The organism is Thermorhabdus hydrogeniformans, from assembly GCF_049310025.1.
In the GTDB taxonomy this organism is placed as follows: Bacteria; Bacillota; Thermosediminibacteria; order Thermosediminibacterales; family Tepidanaerobacteraceae; genus JBJYKD01.
Genome location: NZ_JBJYKD010000022.1, coordinates 1 through 21,935, shown reverse-complemented (window position 1 = coordinate 21,935; position 21,935 = coordinate 1). Strand labels below are relative to the sequence as shown.

17 protein-coding genes are annotated in these 21,935 nt (G+C 42.4%); 13 read left to right on the top strand and 4 right to left on the bottom strand.

Annotation, left to right across the window (positions count from 1 at the left end; translation table 11 throughout):
- Positions 1-57: 57 nt before the first annotated feature.
- Complete coding sequence (locus tag ACKX14_RS10865) at positions 58-1,455, bottom strand: aspartate ammonia-lyase (protein ID WP_422447507.1); 1,398 nt, start codon at positions 1,453-1,455, stop codon at positions 58-60.
- A gap of 212 nt (positions 1,456-1,667) precedes the next feature.
- On the opposite strand from ACKX14_RS10865, the gene cdaA reads away from it, so the two are divergent.
- The 5 genes from cdaA (at position 1,668) to ACKX14_RS10840 (ending at position 8,178) form a co-directional block, all read left to right on the top strand.
- Positions 1,668-2,489 (top strand): diadenylate cyclase CdaA, encoded by an 822-nt coding sequence (gene cdaA / locus ACKX14_RS10860; RefSeq protein WP_422447505.1) that lies wholly within the window; start codon positions 1,668-1,670, stop codon positions 2,487-2,489.
- On the top strand, positions 2,482-3,687 hold the full coding sequence (locus ACKX14_RS10855; RefSeq protein ID WP_422447503.1) for a CdaR family protein: 1,206 nt from the start codon (positions 2,482-2,484) through the stop codon (positions 3,685-3,687). Before cdaA ends, ACKX14_RS10855 begins: the two co-directional genes overlap by 8 nt.
- 35 nt (positions 3,688-3,722) lie before the next feature.
- Positions 3,723-5,063, top strand: coding sequence for a phosphoglucosamine mutase (gene glmM / locus ACKX14_RS10850; protein ID WP_422447501.1), 1,341 nt, complete (start codon positions 3,723-3,725; stop codon positions 5,061-5,063).
- A 435-nt stretch (positions 5,064-5,498) separates the two neighbouring features.
- Positions 5,499-7,328: a glutamine--fructose-6-phosphate transaminase (isomerizing) gene (gene glmS / locus ACKX14_RS10845; protein WP_422447499.1), complete on the top strand. Its 1,830-nt coding sequence runs from the start codon at positions 5,499-5,501 to the stop codon at positions 7,326-7,328.
- Positions 7,329-7,932: 604 nt separating this feature from the next.
- A complete protein-coding gene (locus ACKX14_RS10840; protein ID WP_422447498.1) occupies positions 7,933-8,178 on the top strand; it encodes a hypothetical protein in 246 nt (81 codons plus the stop codon).
- A gap of 89 nt (positions 8,179-8,267) precedes the next feature.
- Here ACKX14_RS10840 and ACKX14_RS10835 read toward each other — a convergent pair whose 3' ends face one another.
- Positions 8,268-8,666, bottom strand: coding sequence for a four helix bundle protein (locus tag ACKX14_RS10835; protein ID WP_422447496.1), 399 nt, complete (start codon positions 8,664-8,666; stop codon positions 8,268-8,270).
- 853 nt (positions 8,667-9,519) lie between these two features.
- Here ACKX14_RS10835 and ACKX14_RS10830 point away from each other — a divergent pair.
- From ACKX14_RS10830 to ACKX14_RS10800, 7 genes are all read left to right on the top strand, one after another.
- Positions 9,520-9,843 carry a hypothetical protein gene (locus ACKX14_RS10830; protein ID WP_422447494.1) on the top strand — a complete coding sequence of 108 codons (324 nt, stop codon included), beginning with the start codon at positions 9,520-9,522 and terminating at the stop codon, positions 9,841-9,843.
- Positions 9,844-9,886: 43 nt separating this feature from the next.
- Positions 9,887-11,431, top strand: a complete 1,545-nt coding sequence (locus ACKX14_RS10825; protein WP_422447492.1) for a class I SAM-dependent DNA methyltransferase — start codon at positions 9,887-9,889, stop codon at positions 11,429-11,431.
- A complete protein-coding gene (locus ACKX14_RS10820; RefSeq protein WP_422447491.1) occupies positions 11,421-12,707 on the top strand; it encodes a restriction endonuclease subunit S in 1,287 nt (428 codons plus the stop codon). Before ACKX14_RS10825 ends, ACKX14_RS10820 begins: the two co-directional genes overlap by 11 nt.
- A 34-nt stretch (positions 12,708-12,741) precedes the next feature.
- Positions 12,742-14,469 (top strand): DUF262 domain-containing protein, encoded by a 1,728-nt coding sequence (locus ACKX14_RS10815; protein ID WP_422447489.1) that lies wholly within the window; start codon positions 12,742-12,744, stop codon positions 14,467-14,469.
- A gap of 34 nt (positions 14,470-14,503) precedes the next feature.
- Positions 14,504-17,605: a type I restriction endonuclease subunit R gene (locus tag ACKX14_RS10810; protein WP_422447488.1), complete on the top strand. Its 3,102-nt coding sequence runs from the start codon at positions 14,504-14,506 to the stop codon at positions 17,603-17,605.
- 67 nt (positions 17,606-17,672) lie between these two features.
- Positions 17,673-18,512 carry a hypothetical protein gene (locus ACKX14_RS10805; RefSeq protein ID WP_422447486.1) on the top strand — a complete coding sequence of 280 codons (840 nt, stop codon included), beginning with the start codon at positions 17,673-17,675 and terminating at the stop codon, positions 18,510-18,512.
- Between the two features lie 68 nt (positions 18,513-18,580).
- Positions 18,581-19,048 (top strand): GIY-YIG nuclease family protein, encoded by a 468-nt coding sequence (locus ACKX14_RS10800; RefSeq protein ID WP_422447485.1) that lies wholly within the window; start codon positions 18,581-18,583, stop codon positions 19,046-19,048.
- Between the two features lie 266 nt (positions 19,049-19,314).
- Here the strand turns inward: ACKX14_RS10800 and ACKX14_RS10795 are convergent, their stop codons facing one another.
- The gene (locus tag ACKX14_RS10795; RefSeq protein WP_422447484.1) at positions 19,315-20,598 is read right to left on the bottom strand and encodes an IS110 family RNA-guided transposase; all 1,284 of its coding nucleotides are present in this window, start codon (positions 20,596-20,598) and stop codon (positions 19,315-19,317) included.
- Between the two features lie 62 nt (positions 20,599-20,660).
- On the opposite strand from ACKX14_RS10795, the gene ACKX14_RS10790 reads away from it, so the two are divergent.
- Positions 20,661-21,074: a DUF7662 domain-containing protein gene (locus ACKX14_RS10790; protein WP_422447483.1), complete on the top strand. Its 414-nt coding sequence runs from the start codon at positions 20,661-20,663 to the stop codon at positions 21,072-21,074.
- A 638-nt stretch (positions 21,075-21,712) separates the two neighbouring features.
- On the opposite strand, the gene ACKX14_RS10785 is transcribed toward ACKX14_RS10790, so the two are convergent.
- Positions 21,713-21,935 (bottom strand): integrase core domain-containing protein (locus tag ACKX14_RS10785; RefSeq protein ID WP_422447482.1); only part of this gene is annotated, 223 nt, incomplete at its 5' end.

Sequence of the window (21,935 nt, the reverse complement as noted above, 5' to 3'; positions counted from 1 at the left end):
ACCTCTTCAAGTTATTAATGAAATCCGGAAAAACGCCTGCGCTTCAGGCAAAAGCCGTCATTGCCCCGCTATCCCCGGCTTTGTAAGCTCGTAGGGACGCAGCACCTTGTCCAGCTGTTCTTCATCCATCAGTCCCAGCTCCAGGACCGCCTGCCGCACGGAAAGGCCTTCCGAACGGGCCTTCCGGGCCACTTCTGTGGCGGCTTCATAGCCTATGTGAGGGGTCAGGGCCGTCAATGTGGAAAAACTCTGGTCCAGGAGTTTTTTGCACCGCTCGCGGTTTGCCGTAATGCCCGATACGCACCGGTCTATAAAGATATTCACGGCGCGCTCCATCAGCTCCAGGGATTCCAGGAGGTTGTGGGCGATGAGCGGCAGCATGGCGTTCAACTCCAGCTGGCCCGCCTGGGCCGCCAGGGTGATGGCCAGGTCGCTGGCCATGACCTGGAAGGCCGCCTGATTTACCGCCTCGGGGATTATGGGGTTTACCTTGCCCGGCATGATGGAGGAACCCGCCTGCATCGGCGGCAGGTTTATTTCGCCAAGACCCGCCCTGGGCCCCGAAGAAAGAAGCCTCAGGTCGTTGGCTATCTTGGAAAGGTTAACGGCTGCGGATTTCAAAAGACCGGATACCTCCACGAATACGTCGGCGTTCTGGGTGGGGTCCATCAGGTACTCCGCCCGGGCAAGCCCCAGGCCCGTGAGGTCCTGGAGCTTTTCCGTGACGAGGTAGATATATCTCCTGTCGGCGTTGAGGCCGGTCCCCACGGCGGTCCCTCCGATGTTTACCTGGCGGAGGCGCTCCTCCACCTTATAGAGGCGCCACCTGTCCCGGGCCACCGCCTGGGCGTATGCTCCGAATTCCTGGCCCAGCATGACAGGCACCGCATCCTGCAGCTGGGTGCGGCCTACTTTTATCACATCCGAAAATTCATTTTCCTTTTCCTGCAGGGCTTCCTGGAGACGGGCCATACTTTCGCTTAAAGGCCTGAGAAGCCATATGGCCGCGATTCTCACCGCCGTCGGGTATACGTCGTTGGTAGATTGTGATAGGTTGACGTGATTGAGGGGGTGCACTATGGAGTAATCGCCCTTTGCGCCCCCGAGGATTTCGATGGCCCTGTTGGCGATGACCTCATTGGCGTTCATATTTGAGGAAGTCCCGGCCCCGCCCTGAATGGAGTCGACGATAAACTGGTCCAGAAGATTTCCGGCCAGGATTTCGTCACAGGCGCATAGGATCGCTCTGCCGACCTTTTCCGGGAGAAGGCCAAGCTCCATGTTGGCGAGGGCGGCCGCCTTTTTTACCGTGACAAGCGCCATGATAAGTTTCCTGTGGATGGGTCGCCCGGTCAGGGGAAAGTTTTCCTTTGCCCTCAGGGTGTGTATGCCGTAATAGGCGTCTTCGGGTATTTGTTTTTCACCGAGAAGGTCGTGCTCGACGCGGTACCTCAAAAATCTCACTTCCTGTATGTCTGTAAAATTTCAGCTTGTTTATGTCAATTATATCACATGTTGATGTACAACCTCATTATGATATAATATTAACAACATTGCGAAACCGGGCGCCTGTGACAAAAAATTTTCGCGGTACCGGCTCTAAAATATACTTATTAACCGCATCATGTTATAATTATAATAGGTAATATATCGGCCGGGGTGAAAAAATGTCTTTACAGCTTTTTGAGCTTTTTAAGGGTTTTCGATTGATGGACCTTCTGGACATCGCCATAGTGGCATATGTGTCTTATAAAGCCATACAGCTCATCCGGGGGACCCGGGCGGTGCAGCTTTTGAAGGGGATACTGGTGCTGGTGGTCTCCACAAAAATCAGCGAGTGGCTGGGGCTATACACCATAAACTGGCTGCTGAAAAATGCCATGACCCTCGGATTCATAGCCTTAATCATAGTTTTCCAGCCCGAGCTCCGGAGGGTCCTGGAACAGCTGGGGCGGGGCGGATTTTTCTCCGCGCCGCTTTTCAGCCTCGGCGAAGAGGAATTAAACCGCCTCATAGACCACATAGCGGGGGCGGCGGAGGAGCTTTCCAGGGACAAAATAGGTGCGCTCATGGTGCTGGAAAAGCAGACCGGCCTGAACGAATACATTGAGACGGGGATAAAGATAAGCGGAAACGTGAGCGCCGAGCTCTTGATAAACATATTCATCCCCAACACCCCCCTGCACGACGGCGCGGTCATAATCCGCAACGACAAGATAATGGCGGCTGGGTGCTACCTGCCTCTAACGGAAAACCCCAACCTGAGCAAGGAACTGGGCACCAGGCACCGGGCCGCCCTGGGGGTTACCGAGCAGTCCGATGCCGTGGCCATAATTGTATCGGAAGAGACCGGCGTCATTTCGGTGGCCAGAGAGGGTAAGCTGACCCGTTATCTTGATATAAAGACTCTTAAAAACATGCTGAAAGATATATATCAGGTTAAAGAAAAAAAGCCATCCCTGTGGAACTGGAGGAGAGCCAATGGGTAAATTCCTGTCCGGCGAGCTGGCCATTAAAATAATTTCGGTGGTTGCCGCCTTCGTCATGTGGATGTATGTTATGAATGAGCAAAATCCCCAGGTCACCTATGTGGTGCGGAATGTGCCGGTGAAACTTCAGAATCTCGACGAGAGTAAATTTGCGCTAAGAAATACAAATCAGCAGTTTTATATAAACGTCAAGGTCAAAGGTAGGCGCAGCCTTATAGCCGATTTGAAACCCCAGGACATCGAAGCCGAAGTAAACCTGCAGGGCCGCATGGAAGGGGAGAATCTCCTGCCGGTGAGCGTCACCGTGCCGGGCAATGTGGAGCTTCTGGACTTTTCTCCAAAAGAAATCATGGTGGTGCTCGATGCGGTGATAGAAGAACAAATGCCGGTCTATGCCGACATTAAGGGCGTACCGGCCGAAGGCTACGCCTATACAAAACCTGTGGTGCGGCCCCAGGCCGTAGTCGTCAAAGGCCCCAGGACACTGGTCAATTCCATCAAGAAGGTTACGGTCCAGGTGGATATTTCGGGCAAAAATGCCACTGTGGTGAGCACTCTGCCGCTCAGGGTGCTTGACGCCCAGGACAGAGAGCAAAGGGGGATTACCTTCAGGCCGGATGTGGTGGAGGTAACCGTACCGGTTGTCCCGGTAAGCAGCGTGCCAATCAGCCCCGATATAAAGGGCAATCCCCAGGAAGGCTATATTGTAAAGGACGTCAGGGTGGCCGTCCCGGTGGTGGTTTTGACGGGCGGCCGGGATGTTCTGAGAAGTATCGACACTGTCTTTACGGAACCCATTAATATTGAAGGCTTGACCCAGACCGTCTCAAGGGATGTGAGGTTGATACTTCCCAGGGGGGTTAAAATTTTCGAAGAACAGGTGAAGACCGTGCGGGTAACGGTGGAAATAGAAAAACTGTCTTCCAGAACATTAACCTTTCGACCGGAGGAGATAGCGGTTAACAACCTCCCGCCGGAGTTTGCTGCGGAACTGGAAAATAGAGACATCGTATTGACAGTGCGCGGGCCGGAGAGTATTATTGATAAGGTGAATAAAAATATGGTGGAAATTTACGTAGACGTTCTGGGGCTCGTAGAAGGGGAACACCTGTTGAAGATAAGGGCCGGGATCCCCCGCCCCTATACCATTGCGGAAATTCAACCAGAAAGCATCAGGGTCACATTGCGCCGCATATGATGCATATGATGATATTATGGGAGAGGAGAAAATAGATGAGCGAGAGACTCTTTGGGACCGATGGGGTCAGGGGAGTTGCCAATAAGGATTTAACCCCCATTCTGGTTTATCAGCTGGGGAGGGCCGGGGCCTGCGTGCTTTCGGAACTCCATCAAAAGCCGGTCATTGTGGTGGGCAGGGATACCCGCATATCCGGCGACATGCTGGAGTCGGCCCTGGTGGCCGGTATTTGTTCCGCGGGGGCCGATGTCCTGAAGGTAGGGGTTATGCCCACACCCTCCATAGCTTTTCTCACCCGCTATTTTAATGCCGATGCTGGTGTTGTCATATCGGCTTCCCACAATCCCGTTGAATACAACGGCATAAAATTTTTCAACAGGGAAGGCTTCAAACTGCCGGACGCCATGGAGGACGAGATCGAGGCACTGGTCAAAAATCCCGACGGCGGCATCCAGAGCCCGACGGGACCGCAGGTGGGCAGGGTTTATGTCGAAGACGGCCTCCGCCCCTATGTGGATTTTGTCAAATCGGTGGCCTCGGCGGACTTTACAGGCCTGAAAGTGGCGGTGGACTGCGCCAACGGCGCGTCGTACATGGCCGCTCCGGCGGTGCTGAAAGAACTGGGGGCTGAAGTCCACGTTATAAACGCCGGCCCCGACGGCTGTAACATCAACGTGAAATGCGGCTCCACCCACCCGGAGGCCATATCGAGCTTTGTGAAAGAGATCGGCGCCGACGTGGGCCTTTCCTTCGACGGGGATGCCGACAGGCTTATAGCGGTGGATGAAAAGGGAGAAGTGGTAGACGGCGACCACGTCATGGCCATTTGCGGTACATATCTCAACAGGCGGGGGCGCCTGAAAAACGGCACCGTGGTGACCACGGTGATGAGCAATATGGGGCTTGAGGTGGCCTTAAAGAAAGCAGGCATAAAAATGGTCAGGACCAGGGTGGGCGACCGCTATGTGCTGGAAGAAATTTTGAAAGAGGGCTACAACTTCGGAGGGGAGCAGTCCGGCCACATCATATTCCTGGACCACAACACCACGGGCGACGGCCTTATCACCGCGGTCAACCTGCTCAAAGTGATGGTCGAGGAGAAAAAACCCCTTTCCGAACTCAAAAAAATAATGAAGGTATTCCCCCAGGTGCTGGTAAACCTGCGGGTGAAAGATAAGTCGAAATACGCAGGAAACCCGAAAATCCGGGAGGCCATTAAAAAAGCCGAAGAATTCCTGGGAGAGAGAGGGAGGATTGTAGTCCGCCCGTCCGGCACCGAGCCCCTGATACGGGTCATGGTGGAAGGAGAAGAAGAGGCCGCCATCAAAGAAGTGGCGGAGACAATAGCTGCGGTAATCAGGGAGGAGCTGGGCTAGGGACGCGGGGGCCCGCTCTGCAGGTGAATTGCAACGGGAGGCGTAGTTCTGCCGCGGGTTTCCCGGAGGGAGAAATAATAATTTTGCAAAGGGGGTGATGGTAATTAAAAAGATAAAGTATTAAAAAGGTGGTGATGTATATAGAGAGACGGCGGACAGGTGAGAGTTGATACTTAATTGAAGCATGACAAGGTTTATTGGTTTTTGATTGTTGAAGCATAACGGTTTGCCGCAAAAACGGCGGCGGTTTTAAAAAAGCGCCAGAACTCGCAAAAACTTGCGAGTTGACGAGGTTGGGGTTTATCGAAATGTTCGGCGGATGCCCCACGGTGTTCTGCCACCGTTAAAGGCTCACAAAACCGGCAAGCGATTGCCGGCACAAAAGGGCCCGGGCAGTGAACTTTGAAAACACAATAGCGAAAGGCAGGAAGACTTATGTGCGGAATAGTTGGTTATGTTGGAGATAAAGAAGCGGCACCAATTTTGCTTGACGGCCTGAAAAGGCTTGAATATAGAGGATACGATTCGGCGGGAATCGCCATTTACAATACCCACAGCATGAAACTCATCAAGAGTGAGGGCAAGATAAAGGTCCTGGAAGAAAAACTGGGCGGGGTTTATCCCGAAGGCCATATGGGCATAGGACATACCCGCTGGGCCACCCACGGGAGGCCGTCGGACATCAACGCCCATCCCCATGACGACTGCACGGGCGACTTCATAGTGGTGCACAACGGGATAATCGAAAACTTCCAGGAGCTCAAAGAGTGGCTGCAGTCCCAGGGTCATGTCTTTAAATCCGAAACCGACACCGAAGTCGTCCCGCACCTTATCGAACACTTCTACGACGGCGACCTCTTTGAAGCCCTGAAAAAAACCGTCAATAAGCTGGAGGGCTCTTTCGCCCTGGGGGTGATTTCAAAGCGGGAGCCGGAAACTCTGGTGGCGGCCCGCAAATCCAGCCCCTTGGTGGTCGGCCTGGGCGAAGGCGAAAACTTCGTGGCTTCGGACATACCCGCCATCCTGCAGCATACGCGCAGAGTATACATCCTGGAAGACGGCGAAATGGTCAGGATGACAAAAGACGAGATAAAAGTCACAGATTTTGCGGGAAACCCTGTTCAAAAAGACGTCTTTGAAGTAAAATGGGATGCAGTGGCGGCCGAAAAGGGCGGCTATCCCCATTTCATGCTGAAAGAGATCCACGAACAGCCCAGGGCTTTCAGAGATACCATGGCCGGCAGGATTTTCCCGGAAAAAGGGGAGATTAAGCTCGACGATGTCCATCTCGACAGGGATTACTTGCTAAATATCAAAAAAATTTTCATCGTCGCCTGCGGCACCGCATACCACGCCGGAATGGTCGGGAAATACGTAATAGAAAAACTGACCAGGATTCCGGTGGAAGTAGATATAGCTTCGGAATTCCGTTACAGAGACCCGATGATAGATAAGGATACTCTGGTCATTATTATAAGCCAGTCCGGAGAAACGGCGGATACCCTGGCTGCCCTTCGAGAAGCCAGGAAACGGGGGGCGAGGGTGCTTGCCATCACCAACGTGGTCGGAAGCTCCGTTTCCCGAGAAGCCGACGACATTATCTACACCTGGGCCGGTCCCGAGATAGCCGTGGCTTCCACCAAAGCTTACAGCACCCAGCTTATTGCACTGGATCTTATAGCGCTGTACATTGCCCGAACTCTGGGAACCCTATCCGAAGAAACCATAAAAGATATAATTACAGCGATGAAACAGCTTCCCGACCAGGCAAAAACCATACTTGGCACTGAAGACAAACTAAAAGCCATCGGGCGGAAGATTTCAGGGCATCAAGACGTATTTTACATTGGGAGAGGTCTGGATTATCCCCTTTCTCTGGAAGGCGCCCTGAAGCTGAAAGAGATTTCGTATATCCATGCCGAGGCGTACGCCGCCGGGGAATTAAAGCACGGCACCCTGGCACTTATAGAGGAAGGTGTTCCAGTAATCGCTCCGGTTACCCAGGAACACCTGTTTGAAAAAACCTTGAGCAACATTAAAGAGGTCAAAGCCCGGGAAGGGTACGTAATAGCCATTGCCAATGAAGGGAACGAAGAAATTAAAAAATCGGTGGATGATGTGATTTATATCCCCAAAACACATCCTATCCTCACGCCTGTTTTAACGGTAATACCCATGCAGCTTCTGGCCTATTACGCCGCCGTTGCCCGCGGCTGCGACGTGGATAAACCCAGAAACCTTGCCAAGAGCGTTACGGTGGAATAAAAGGCCCACCGGGCGGTGATGCAGATGTATTTTTCATTTAATCCTCCCACCCATGCGAAAAAAGTGGTTCCGTTGAGGGGTAAGAAAGGGAAAAGGATAGATGAAGGGATAAGGATAAAGGGTAAAGGAATAAGAGAAGGGATAAGTGGTAAGGCCTCAAAAAATGCGGAATTTACGCCACTTATCCCTTTTTCCTTTTAACCTTGACCCTGTTCCATTCGGAAAGCCTTTTTTCGCACAAAAAAGAAGTTTGATTGGGAAATTTTAGTAGAAATATAGTTGCATTACGGAAAAACATTATTGCCTTCCAGGAAATGACAAGTAGAGTTTATGCGGGATTGAAAGATTGGAAATGGAAAGGGTTTTTTTTAAAACAACATAGTTAGGGAGAAGGAAAAAGGGAGAAGGATCAAGTTTGGAAATTGTTTTTGGCGGAAGTTTTTCCGTGAGTAAAAAAGTCATTCCGAAAGGGGAAAAAAGTTTTTCAATAAACTTCACTTTGCATATGAAAAAGTAGTTTTCTGGAGCTCTTTAGCTTGGAAAATGTCTTCTTTAAAGATATACGGAATTGTGATATTATTATTACAAAGAGAATCAGGGGGGAATGAAGCTGGAGCGAAGATTGTATTTTACAAAAGACAGCATTTTTACAGATCAGACGGAAAGAAAAACAATTGAACAGAAAGTGGCTGAAATAATTAAGAGAAATGAAAATTATATTTCCCAGCTTGAAGAAGGAGATATGGGAAAAATTGTAGATACTAACGAGAGGATATTTTTTAGATTTTATGTTACGGCCAAAACAATAGCAGTAGATTTGGTGGAGGATGAAGTTTTTATAGGACAGTAAGAGAAAAAATAGGGAATAAGTATTAAAGCAATTTGCATATACTTATTCCCAAATAATACGAAGATGTTTATTTGACTCAAGCAATAAAATTATGCTATATCTTCATTTTCTTGTATAGTCTGTAATTTCCGTATAAAACTAATCAGCATTTTTATAATTTCTGTGGTTTTTTCTTCAAGCTTTACATAATCTTCTTGAGAAATATATCCATTATCTAATGCGACAACAAGCCAATGCCGCGTTTCCGATGCACTGCCGAGTGCATTATTAAGGAAATTGATTTGTTTTTTCTGATAAAGCTGGCCGTTACCCTCTGCTATGTTGGCGCCGATGGAGGTAGCGGCCCTTATTATTTGGGATTTTACTGCATAAGTTTCAAATGCGGGGAAGTTTGCGGAAATTTTGTATATGTCATTGGCCAGTTCTCTTGCTTTTTGCCAGACAATTAGCGTTTTAAAATCCTTTATGCAGATATCATTTTGCGCCATTCTATCACTCTCCTTTCTTGTCTTATAATACCTGAAAAGGGATTTTAAAATCAAATTTTACGTTTTTAAAAGCGAGAGGCATAGTGTCAGGTTAAAGAAAAATGAAAAATGAAAAGCCTCTACTCTGATTTTCAGGGCAGAGGCTTTATTTTTTTTCGTTTTTGGCTTTCGTTTTTAAAAATAAAGGGAACGATTTTAAATACATTGAGACAAAAGCTTTCGTTTTTAAAATCGATGTTGCATAAAAGCTTCTGCCAATCTTGCTGAAAATTTTGTAGACAGGTTCTAATTTTTGATTTTCGTTTTTTAACTGTAATTTTAAAAACGTTTTCCTAAACTTTTTTTAGTTTTTAAAAACGTTAATATCGTAAGAAGACTGAATTCTGATGGTATTAGCCCGTGTATCTTCAAATTATTTTTGGATGAGATAGTTTTATTAACGTCTGTTAATCCTTATTAATTTGTATTAACGGCTATTAATGGAAATTAATAGCGATTAACAGCGATTAACAAACTTTATATCAATACATAAAAGCCAAGAAGGTCAGGAGCGGTGGCAGAAAACAACAATTGAAAAAAGATGTTGAAGATGTTGGACACGATTTTAAAAACAAACCAAGCATTGGAGAACAAAGGTGATTTACTGGTAAAAACGTTAGTATTGTGAGAAAAACAGAGAAAAATCACAGCAAAACAGAATAATTTGCCAAGGTCAGCCTTATTAGGTAATTTTCAATGCTAAAGAGTAGTCCTTAGTTTTACAGACGAAGTTTAAAGAAAAATAAAAAAAAATACTTGATGAATTTCACTATGCATTGTGCTATGATTAAAAAGAGGGAGGGGGATTTATTTCGTGAGAAAGCCTCATCAAATATGGGCCTTAATTAGTCCCGAGATGCATAAGAAACTAAAAAAATATGCGGTTGAAAACCATTTGGCTTCTACCCGTGCCAAGATGATTATGTATATACTTTATAATTTCCATCCCGACCAGTTATTGGAAGACTATACTTTCCAATCGAAGGTAGGGAGAATGGTTAATATAAAAGTTTCCGATGCAGAGCTTGAGTATATCAAAAGCCTTGCTCAACGCTACAATGTAACAATTAGTCGATTGCTGAGAAATATGGTTTATACTTATTTCCATATTATGGAAAAGGAAGAGCAAAAAGCCTAATTTTATTAAAAGCGAAATAATTATTTAGGGAGTGAAATAAGAAATGGGTCAGAATAATGATGGGGTGTTAAACTTTGCTTCAACCCTTTGGGCGGCAGCCGATAGGTTGCGAAACAATATGGAGCCGTCAGAATATAAGCATATTGTCCTCGGGCTTATATTCTTAAAATATATCTCTGATGCATTTAAATATCGTCGAGAAGAGTTAGAACATTTGATAAAAGATCCTAAAAACGAGGATTATTATTGCAGTTCCGAAGATGAGGCACAATTTATTTTGGAAGACAAAGACGAATACATAGCCGAAAATGTATTTTATGTACCGCCAGAGGCGCGATATGAGTATATAATGGCAAATGCTCGGCGAAGCGATATAGGAAAACTTATTGATGACGCTATGGATTTGATTGAGAAAGAAAATCCGAAGCATCTAAGAGGTGTTCTGCCCAAGGTATACGCTAAAGCGCCTTTGGATCCGCACACCCTTGGCGAAATTGTCACCTTGATTGGCAGCATTAATTTTGGTAAAAACGAGGAATTGGATGTTTTAGGAAGAGTTTATGAATATTTTCTGTCTGAATTTGCAAAAAAAGAAGGGAAAAGAGGCGGTGAATTCTTTACACCTTCGAGTGTTGTTAAACTTCTTGTAGAAATAATTCAGCCACTTCATGGCAGGGTTTTTGATCCATGCTGCGGTTCTGGGGGTATGTTTGTCCAGAGCATTCGCTTTGTAGAGGCTCATGCAGGCAAGAAGGGAGATATTTCAATCTATGGACAGGAATCCAATCCGACCACTTATAGGCTGTGTAAAATGAACCTTGCAATCAGAGGGATTGAAGCAGATATAAGGCTGGGGAATTCCTTCACAGATGACCAGTTTAAAGATTTGAGAGCAGATTATATATTAGCAAATCCGCCCTTCAATGACAGTGCCTGGGGAGCAGACAGGTTGGCGAATGATGTTAGGTGGAAGTATGGACTTCCGCCAGATTCCAATGCAAATTATGCGTGGATACAGCATTTTATTTATCATCTTGCGCCAAAAGGTGTCGCTGGTTTTGTGCTTGCCAATGGTTCTATGACTACAAGCAATAATGCGGAGTATGAGATAAGAAAGAGAATTATAGAAGATAACCTTGTTGACTGTATGGTAGCCCTGCCACCACAGCTGTTTTACACAACGGGAATTCCTGCGTGTTTGTGGTTCATCCGCAAAGGTAGGGAAACGAAAGAAACTCTTTTTATCGATGCAAGAAAAATGGGTGTTATGGTAGACAGGACGCATAGAGAACTTACCGATGAGGAAATTCAAAAGATTGCCGAGACTTATCACAACTGGAGAAATAAAAAAGGGTATCAGGATATAAAGGGTTTTTGTGCTTCGGTTCCTATGGAGGTTATCGCACAAAACGATTATGTCCTTGCACCTGGAAGATATGTAGGCGTGGAGGAGACCCAGGAAGATGATATACCTTTTGAAGAAAAAATGGCAGAGCTGACTGAAAAACTTTATCAACAAATGAAGGAAGCGAGAAGGCTTGACGAAATTATAAAGGCTAATTTGGAGGAGTTAGGGTATGGGGAGTGAGTGGAAGGAAGTCATTTTCTCTGAGGTTATTGAAATAAATCCAAATAGAGAGCTGAGGAAAGGGCAAGAATATCCTTTTATTGATATGCAATCGGTAGAACCTTATACCCGTAAGGTTTCAAATATAAAATTTAGAAAATATAATGGTTCAGGTAGTAAATTTAAAAATGGCGATACTCTTTTTGCCAGAATTACACCATGTTTGGAAAATGGAAAGACAGCATATGTTAAAGAATTAAAGAGTGGAGAGAAAGGTTTTGGCTCTACTGAGTTTTTGGTGTTTTCTGGGAAAGAAGGCGTAACAGATAATTTATTTGTTTATTATTTATCTCGTTCTCAAGAAATTAGAGAGTATGCTGTTAAAAATATGATTGGAACTTCAGGAAGGCAAAGAGTTGATAAATCATGCTTTAATGAGTTGAAAATAAATCTTCCTTCCTTACCCGAGCAGCAAAAAATCGCCGCCATTCTTTCTGCTTTTGACGATAAAATCGAGCTCAACAACGAGATGAACAAGACGCTTGAAGAAATAGCACAGGCGATATTCAAGCACTGGTTCATTGATTTTGAATTTCCAAACGAAAATGGGGAACCTTATAAATCCAGCGGGGGTGAATTTGTAGATAGCGAATTGGGACCGATACCAAAGGGGTGGAGAGTGAAAAGTATAGGCGAATTGATAGATTTTACTATAAGCGGAGATTGGGGAAATGATGAGAGAACACAAGAGTATGAAAAAAAGTGTTTTTGTATAAGAGGAGCTGATTTTCCGCCAATACTGAGGGGAGAGAAAACAAGTATTCCAGTAAGATTTTTGAAGCGAAGTAGTTTTGAAAAGAGAAGACTAAAACATGGAGATATTCTTATTGAAGTTTCTGGTGGAACAAAAGGGCGTCCTACAGGAAGAACTGTATTCATACATCAAAATTTAATAAAACAGTTCGATGAATCATTGGTTTTTTCTAACTTTTGTAGGCTAATAAGGGGGAATGATATATTAAATTCATTAATTTTATTTTTATATTTACAGTTTATTTATAACAAAGGTAAAATGACACAGTACGAAATACAATCAACAGGTATAAGTAACTTTCAATTAAAATATTTTTTCGAAAATGAGAAGCTTGTAGTAGCACCAATAGAGATACAGAAAAAATTTGTTAATTTGATAGAGCCAATTTTCGACAGAAAGTATACATTTGAAAATTATTATTTATCCCAACTTCGTGATACCCTGCTTCCCAAACTTATATCAGGCGAAATAAGGGTAATGTGAAGAAAATTAAAAACCCTGAAAGGAGTATATAACTATGTCGTTTCAAACACCTATAACCATATATGATGCCATAAAAAATATAAGCAGCAGAAAATATCTGCTACCTGCGATACAGAGGGAATTCGTATGGAGCGAAGAGCAGATTGAGCGGCTTTTTGATTCGATTATGAGAGGATACCCTATAGGTTCTTTTCTTTTTTGGAAAGTTTCGAAAGATAGCGTGAAAAAATATCAGTTCTATGAATTTATCTGCCACTATCATCAAGGCAAAACCCACAATCAAAAGGCAGTATTGCTGGGAGATGAAGAGATAATCTCAGTACTTGACGGACAGCAGAGGCTAACTTCTCTTTACATTGCTTTAAAAGGGAGTTATGCCTCAAAAATTCCTTACAGGCGCTGGGATGTTCCCAATGCTTTTCCTAAAAAGTATCTCTATTTAAATTTGCTTAAAGAAGCTGATGATGAAGATTTGAAGTATGATTTCAGGTTTCTCACGGAAGAAGACGCTAAGAAAAGGGATGAAAACACATTTTGGTTCAAAGTGGGAGATATTCTCAATTTTGATCCTAAAAAATCTTTTGAGTTACATAAATTTTTAGTTAACAATAATCTTAATAACGATTTTGCGGGGGAATGCCTTTTTAGATTATCACAAGTTATATATGAAGAGCGGTTGATAAATTACTATCTTGAAGAAGATCAGGAACTCGACAAGGTTTTAAATGTTTTTATCCGTGTAAACAGCGGCGGCACGCCGCTTGGTTATTCCGATTTGCTTCTTTCTATTGCTACTGCCCAGTGGGATGAAAAAGACGCTCGCGAAGAAATTATAAATTTTGTGGATGAAATCAATAGTGTGGGCAGGGGATTTAGCTTTAACAAGGATTTTGTTTTAAAGACATGCCTTGTCCTCTGTGATTTTAATGATATCAGATTCAAGGTTGATAATTTTAACAAACAAAATATGTCAGTTATTCAGGACAACTGGGACAAGATAAAAGAAAGCATAAGGGTTACTGTGGAATTGATAAATACATTTGGATTTGATTATCAGACATTGATTTCCAATAATGCCATTATACCAATAGCATATTACTTGTATAAAAAAGGCTTGAACCACAGTTTTGTAACCTCTGTTAATTTTAAAGACGAGCGAGAAAAGATAAAAAGGTGGCTTCATATCGTCCTTTTGAAACAGACTTTTGGCGGCAATTCAGACCAGGTTTTAAGCGTTATAAGAAAAATTATAGGTGAAAACTTGAACAGCTTTCCAGTTGAAGTTATGAAGCAGAGGCTGAAAGGAACTCCGAAATCAATTGATTTTGGCGAGGAGGAAATTGAAAATCTCCTGGAATACGAATATGGCAAGAAGTATACCTTTTCAGTTCTTGCGCTTTTATATCCTACTCTAGACTATAACAACCTGTTTCATCAAGATCATATACATCCCAGGAGCTTATTTACAAAGAGGAAGCTTCTTGAGAGAGGAGTAAGAGAAGAAGACATTGATTTTTGCCTTGAGAATTACAATAAGATTCCTAATTTGCAGCTTTTGGAAGGGAGTATAAATACGTCAAAAAGCGCAAAACCTTTTGAGGAATGGCTGAACGAAAACTACAAAGATGAAACTGCCAAAAGTCATTATAAACAGCTTCACTATTTAACTAATCTGGACCTTTCCATTGCCAATTTTAAACAATTTTTCTTAAAGCGCAGAGAAATGATGAAAGATAAACTTAAACAGATTTTATTGTCTTAAAAAATAGATTTTGTGGGAAAAGGGTGAATAATCCGTGAATCTTAATCAAAATTTTGAGAGTGTGGTAGAGCAGGCAGCCATCAAATGGTTTAAAGATATAGGTTACGAATATCTGCACGGCAACGAAATACCCGTTGAAGACAGAAAAGACTATAGAGAGGTCATTTTAAAAAATAGGCTTTATAAGGCCTTAATAAGATTGAATCCCGAACTTCCGCTGGAGTGCATTGAGGAAGCGGTGCGCCAGTTAAAGAGCCTCCAGTATCCGAGGATAGAGCTGAACAACAGAGAGATACATAAAATATACCGCAATGGTGCGAAAGTTACAAGGCGTAACAGCGAAGGCGAAGAGGTAGGAGAAATAGTAAAAATATTTGACTATGAAAACCCAGAGAATAATGATTTTCTCATATGCAATCAAGTAGAAATAAAAGGCGCAGCCAGAAGAGTCCCTGATATTGTGGTTTATATTAACGGCCTGCCAGTAGGGTTATTCGAACTGAAAAATCCATTAGATGAGGCAGCTACAATAGAAGGGGCATATAGGCAGCTTGAGCTTTATAAAAGGGATATTCCCGACATTTTTGCTTACAATGAGATCTGCGTTGTATCTGATGGGACGGAGGCTAAAGCAGGAACAATAACTTCGCCATGGGAGAGGTTTTCTGCATGGAAATCAATAGATGGTGTCAGCAGTGCTGAGGGGATGCCAGAACTTGAAGTTTTGATAAAAGGCATGTTTGATAAAGGAAGAATTCTCGACATAATAAGAAACTTTATTACCTTTTCAACTGCAAAAGATGAAGTAATTAAAATTATGGCTATGTATCACCAGTATTATGGTGTAAATAAAGCAGTGGAGGAAACAATCAGGGCCACATCTCCTGGCGGTGACAGAAGAATAGGTACATTCTGGCACACTCAGGGCAGCGGCAAAAGCCTTTCTATGGTGTTCTATACGGGAAAGATAATAGAGCTTAAAGAACTTCAGAATCCTACAATTGTAGTCATTACCGACCGCAACGACCTTGACGACCAGCTGTATGAAACTTTTTGCAATGCAAGCGACCTGATTCCATACCCAACGCAGATAGAAAGCGTAGAGGACTTAAAAGAAAAACTTTCGCAGGTGGCGGCTGGGGGCATCTTTTTTACAACAATACAGAAATTTCAAGCAGAAGCAGAAGAGGTTTCAGATGGAGTTGATCCAAAACTTAAAAAAGCTTTAAAGAAGGGCAAAACCTATCCCCTTCTTTCGGATCGCAGCAACATTATTGTCATTGTCGACGAGGCGCATAGGTCGCACTATGAATTTATCGATGGGTTTGCGAAGTATATAAGGCAGGCACTTCCTAACGCCAGCTTTATTGGCTTTACGGGGACGCCTATCGATCTTGAAGACAAGTCCACCCTTCAGGTGTTTGGAGACTATATCAGCATTTATGATATGAAACAAGCAGTGGAAGACAAAGCCATTGTGCCCATTTATTATGAGGGAAGGCTGGTAAAACTTCATTTGATAAACGAAAATATTGATAGAGACTTTGAAGAAGTGACAGAAGGCGAGGAAGAAGAGGTAAAGAACAAGCTGAAGACAAAATGGGCAGCTTTAGAAGCACTGGTAGGAACCAAAGAAAGGCTTGAAACCATAGCAAGGGATATTGTAGAGCACTTTGAAGAAAGGTGTAAGGTTCTTGAGGGCAAAGGCATGATAGTATGTATGAGCCGAAGGATTTGCGTTGACCTTTACAACGAAATAATTAGGTTAAGACCGCACTGGCACAGCGATGACTTAGACAAAGGCGTAATTAAAATTGTAATGTCAGGAAATCCTTCAAAAGACCCGAAAGAATTTTTGCCACACCTATATACGAAATCCCAAATAAAAGAGATTGAAAAAAGAATGAAAGACCCAAACGATCCTCTTAAACTGGTAATTGTAAGGGATATGTGGCTTACTGGCTTTGATGTGCCGTGCCTGCATACAATGTATATTGACAAGCCAATGCGAGGCCACAACTTAATGCAGGCTATAGCCAGAGTAAACAGGGTCTTTAAGGACAAACCTGCAGGATTGGTTGTAGATTACATCGGTATTGCTGATGACTTAAAACTAGCACTGGCAAACTACACAAGAAACACGGGCAAGGAGGCTGCTACCTTACCCATAGACGAAGCAATAAGGATTATGCAGGAGAAGTATGATATTGTTTGCTCGTATTTCCACGGCATTGATTTTTCGGGTTGGGAAGAGAAAGGTGCAGAGGACAAGTTAAAACTTTTAAAACAGGCTATGGACTTAATAAATAAGGATGAGACCACAAAGAAAAATTTTTTGGATCAGTGCATGGCATTGTGCAAGGCTTTTGCCCTTGTAATACCGCGAGAAGAAGCGATGCGTATTCGTTCAGATGTTGCCTTTTTCCAAGCAGTAAGAAGCAATATTGTCAAATACACGCCGCCTAAAGGGTTATCAATCGAAGAGCTGGACAGTGCCATAAAGCAGATTATTTCCGAGGGTGTTGCTGCAAGCAATAAACCAATTGACATATTCGATGCGGCGGGGCTTAAAAAACCAGACTTGTCTATTCTGAGTGAAGAATTTTTAAATAAACTTATTGGGCATGAGAATAAAAACTTGCAGATTGAGGTTTTGCGCAAGTTGTTGAATGATGAAATCAAAGCCAAAATCAGGAAAAATCATATTAAGTATGCTTCTTTTAAAGAAATGATAGAAAGAGTTTTAAATAAGTATCATAATCGTGCTATTACATCTGCTGAGGTTATAAAACACCTTATTGATTTGGCAAAAGAAATGCAGAATATGGACAAACGGGCGAAAGAAATGAACTTAACGGAAGAGGAAATGGCTTTTTACGACATTGTATGTCAGGGAGAAGAGGCTATTTTAAATGACGAAGAAGCGAAGGAAATTGCAAGAGAGCTTGTGCGGATTATAAAAAGTAAAACCGAGGGACAGGTAGATTGGACTATAAAAGAAAACGTTAAGGCATCCATTAGGGCAACGGTAAAAAGATTACTAAGAAAAAAGGGCTTTAAAGATCCACAAAAGCTTGATAATGTAGTTAAATTGGTCATTGAACAGGCTGTATCTCTCTTTGAAGATGCCGCTTAATGGAGAGATCTTGAGGAGATTAGATAGTCTAGCAAAAACAGAGTGAAATTATGGAGTGAGGTTATTTATGGGTAACTGTATTTATTGTGGTAAACCTGCAGGTTTTTTAAGAAAACGTCATCGAGAGTGTGAAGAAAAGCACAAAAATACCTGGAACACAATGGTTTTTAAAGCAAGGGAAGCTGCGCTTGGAATAGGTCAAATAATGAATTTGGAAAGAGAACTTCATGATTTGGCAAAAGAAGGTTATGTTTCACAAGATAAAGTAAAAGAGGCTTTAATTCTGGGCTGGGAAGAGGCGGTTTTGCATTTTTTGGAAGACGGCAATCTTGATGCTCGGGAAGAAAATAAATTGGTGGCATATGCAGAATACTTTAAATTTACGCAAGATGATTTGAATAAAAGAGGAATATATACGCGTTTTGTCCAAGGTGCGGTTTTGCGTGAGGTGTTGGAAGGCAAAATTCCGCAGCGTTTTAAAACAGTTGATCCTTTGCCGTTTAACTTTCAAAAGAGTGAAAGTTTGGTTTGGGCTTTTTCAAATGTGAAATATTACGAAAAAAGGACTCGAAGGGAATATGTGGGAGGAAGCCACGGTGTAAGTATTCGAATTGCGAAGGGAGTTTATTATAGAGTTGGGCAATTTAAAGGATACCCGATTGAAAGAGAGGAGCAAGTTTATGTAGACACGGGAATATTGGCAGTTACCACAAAACATCTTTACTTTTACGGCAAAACAAAAAGCTTCAGAGTGCCTTATTCTAAAATAGTTTCGTTTACGCCTTATTCAGATGGTATTGGAATCCAAAGGGATGCTACAAGCGCTAAGCCCCAAACTTTCGTAACTGGCGATGGATGGTTTATCTATAACCTGGTTGTAAACCTTGCAAGAGAACAGGTAAATTGAATTGAAATACCTAACAAAGTTAAGCTTTTAGGATTTCAGTTAATGATAAATTTGGGAGTTAGTCGGAGATGCTCAAGATAGATCAATATGAATTTAAATATGTCTGTAAGATAACTCCTGAAACCGATAATAATGGGAATATTATTGAATATTCCCCGCAAGAGTTGTACACAAAAAAGCAAAATGTTGAATTACATGAATACGGCAAGGGGCCATTTTGCAAATTCAAAATCCCAAATTGTTGGGCTGGTAAAGAAGGCGTCTATTGCATATATTCAGATGATCAATTAGTTTATGTAGGTGAATGTGTAGACCTAAGCAAACGATTTAATATGGGTTATGGCAATATCTCTCCTCGCAACTGCTTTAAAGGTGGACAGTCGACGAACTGTAAAGTCAACAATTTTATTCTAAATGAGATTAAGCAAGGAAGGACAGTAAAACTTTATTTTCTGGAGACAAAAGATCGTTATAAGATTGAGAAAGAACTATCTCAATATTTTTTGATTAGCAAAATAAAACTCTTAAAATCTTAGTTTTCCTTTAAATTTAGGCTGCTCTTGCTGTTTAACTATTGATTCTTTAGACAAAACAAGACTACCTATGGCAACTTACATAAAGTTGCCTATCATATCCTTCACTCATGCCCTCGACTACCCTATCATGTCTCTCGGGGTCCTACGCCCTTATTACATTCCTTCGTCCTGCCTTCGAGGGCTAGGCGGGGAGCTTTTTACTCGTATGCAGGGTCTTGCCCTTATAGAGGTGATATTGCTTCCCCGCATTATTGGCTATCTCACTTTTATGCCGCTAGCTGGTTTATTTGCTTCATGCGGTGTTCTCCTAGAACTTTCTTCGAATCGTAATTTTCTCTCTTTTTAGCAAGGGTGAACATTACCCTTATTAGCTTCACTGAAATTGCTATTAATGCCTGCTTGGATTTTAACGGATTTTGGGGTCTTTTTAGAAAATAGTCGTAAAGGGCTTTGAATTCCTTGTTTTTGGCTACCAGTACAAGACTTGCTTTGTAAAGGAGATTCCGCAATTCCGGACGGCCCCTCTTTGATATCTTGGCCTTCCCTTTGTGTTTCCCAGATTGGTTTTCTGCTATGTTGAGCCCTGCTAGTTTTTGTATCTGCTTAAAATGCGTGTAGTTGGCTACGTCACCTACTTCCGCTAGAAATCCAGCTACGGTTATTATCCCTATGCCGGGAATACTGAGTAGGTATTGTACTATGTCTATCTTCTTGAGCAGTTCTGCCATGGTTTTTTCAATCGTTTCTAGCTGGCCTTTTAAAAATTCTATTTCGTCAAGGTATGATTGAAGGCGGATATATGCCCCTTTTAGTCCCTGCTTTACTCCTACCGATTTTTGCGCTGATTCGATGAGTTTCTCGGCTCTTTTTATGCCTACTCTCTTGTTGGCAGCCTTTTTCATGTTCTCTGCCAGCTCTTCTTTTGTGTAGTTTAGAATCATGCTCGGAAAAGGGCAGTGCCTCAATACCCATAAAGCAGCCTTGCCTAAGATGTTCTTGAATACTTCTTCGAATTCGGGGAAGTATTCGTCTAATATTGAAATTAACTTGTTTTTTGCGCTGTTTAGCTTGTTTATTAGCTGCTTTCTTGCTACCGAAAGGTTCCTTAAGTCTGCGTAAATCCCTTCGGGTAAAAGGCAGTTTAGAAACTTACCCTCTTTTACGAGTTTAGCAATTATTAGTGCGTCTTTTCGGTCGTTTTTGGTAGGGCTGTTGTCTTCCTCCTCTTTTCTTTTCTTCACGTGGTATGGGTTTACCAGGACTACCTGGTATCCCTGTTCTTTTAAAAACCAAGTTAGGGGCTTCCAGTAATGACCGCTGGGTTCAAGGCCTATTATTACCCTTGTCGCTTTCGATTTTTCTTTGGCTTCGAGTATTTTTGAGACTAGACGAAAGTACCCATCTTTGCTATTATTAAACTTGAAAGGTTTTACCGGTTCGAGTCCGATGTGGTCTATGATTCTTGTATAGTGGCTCTTCTTTGCTACGTCAATCCCAACAAAAATTAAATCTGAACCATGGACTAAAAGGAGTTTTTCGATTTTGTTCATGTCTTTCGCCCTCCTGGTTAATTGGTTTTTCCTATTTCTTTTTTACCAGGAGGGTTTTTAGTTTGCAAAGGCTATTTCAATTTATTACAGGAATGCTTATAGAAAAATTTCATCCTCCATGGAATTCACAATCAGGGAAAAATGTAAGGAGTAATGTTAGTGCTTCAAATCAAATTGGTATGGAAGTCAATACTGCTAAAAATAAATACAGTGGTAATAAAACCGTATTTTGTGCTTGTAACGAGGGGTATGAAAAGTTATCTGCTTATCTGCAAAGAATTAATAGAGATTCTGCAAAATTGACTTTTAAAGAAATTGAAGAGATTATAAACAGACCGCTTCCTCAATCGGCTTATAGATATAGGGCGTGGTGGGCGAATGGCGGACATTCGCATTCAAATTACTGGTTGAGTGTTGGTTGGAAAGTAGGAAAGGTTGCCCTTGGAAACTATATCGTGTTTTTAAGAATAAGATAAAGGCTTGAGAAAGAAGGTAGTTGGTTTTTTATTATTTTCCGAAAGCGCATAAACAAAACAACAAAAAAGATGTTTAAGCCAAAATTTTGGAATCGGCTTTAGGGATAAAGAGGAAAGAAAAATAAATTAAAAAGATAAATCAATCCTTCATAAGACCTATAAATTTTGTTTATAAAGCCTATAGAGTACTAGTACTCTTAATACTCAAGGAAGAAAGTGTCGCTTGTTCGCCCGCCGAGTCCGCCGCTTTAAATAATGAGTTTTAGCATTTCTCTTTATTAGTTCTTTTTGTATACCAAAGGCTTATTGCCGCTCCGTCAAGATAGGGAAACAATTATAAAACCGAAATTTTGGAATCGGATTTAGGGATAAAAGGGAAAGAAAATACCATAAAATTTAAGGTAATATGTTTCTCATAGAAGGAGTTGGGGGCGAGTCGGAAAGATTACAGATTATGAAGCGTCTTACCCATAGATAAGTTGGTTGAAATTTTGTAAGCGGCTGTTAGCTTGGCAGCTGCTTTTTATTTTTTATAGAGTAAAATTTGAGTTTTATGCTTATTTTGTTCTAAAATGATAGAGAAAATCCCCTAAGTAAATCTTGTTTTGCGGGCTGTACTGGCCCCCTATTATTTGGACTTAAACGACCAACACGCCACGATTCACAGTATTTCTTAAAAATGCTTCATAAAATGCTGAGGGTGTCATATAATTCAAGGATTCATGGGGCCGTTCGCAAAGATAAAATTTTATATAATCATCCAGGCCTTTAAAAAATGACTTAGAACTTTCAAAATCATTTAAATTAACATATTCTTCTTTCAAGGTTCTATGAAATCTTTCAATATTTGGGTTTCTTTCA

Bases quoted from the DNA above. Each gene is read 5' to 3' on its own strand.
- ACKX14_RS10795 (WP_422447484.1), bottom strand. From the start codon at position 20,598: ATGAACAAAATCGAAAAACTCCTTTTAGTCCATGGTTCAGATTTAATT.
- glmS (WP_422447499.1), top strand. From the start codon at position 5,499: ATGTGCGGAATAGTTGGTTATGTTGGAGATAAAGAAGCGGCACCAATT.
- ACKX14_RS10820 (WP_422447491.1), top strand. From the start codon at position 11,421: ATGGGGAGTGAGTGGAAGGAAGTCATTTTCTCTGAGGTTATTGAAATA.
- ACKX14_RS10835 (WP_422447496.1), bottom strand. From the start codon at position 8,666: ATGGCGCAAAATGATATCTGCATAAAGGATTTTAAAACGCTAATTGTC.
- ACKX14_RS10825 (WP_422447492.1), top strand. From the start codon at position 9,887: ATGGGTCAGAATAATGATGGGGTGTTAAACTTTGCTTCAACCCTTTGG.
- ACKX14_RS10815 (WP_422447489.1), top strand. From the start codon at position 12,742: ATGTCGTTTCAAACACCTATAACCATATATGATGCCATAAAAAATATA.
- glmM (WP_422447501.1), top strand. From the start codon at position 3,723: ATGAGCGAGAGACTCTTTGGGACCGATGGGGTCAGGGGAGTTGCCAAT.
- ACKX14_RS10855 (WP_422447503.1), top strand. From the start codon at position 2,482: ATGGGTAAATTCCTGTCCGGCGAGCTGGCCATTAAAATAATTTCGGTG.
- ACKX14_RS10800 (WP_422447485.1), top strand. From the start codon at position 18,581: ATGCTCAAGATAGATCAATATGAATTTAAATATGTCTGTAAGATAACT.
- ACKX14_RS10805 (WP_422447486.1), top strand. From the start codon at position 17,673: ATGGGTAACTGTATTTATTGTGGTAAACCTGCAGGTTTTTTAAGAAAA.
- cdaA (WP_422447505.1), top strand. From the start codon at position 1,668: ATGTCTTTACAGCTTTTTGAGCTTTTTAAGGGTTTTCGATTGATGGAC.
- ACKX14_RS10840 (WP_422447498.1), top strand. From the start codon at position 7,933: ATGAAGCTGGAGCGAAGATTGTATTTTACAAAAGACAGCATTTTTACA.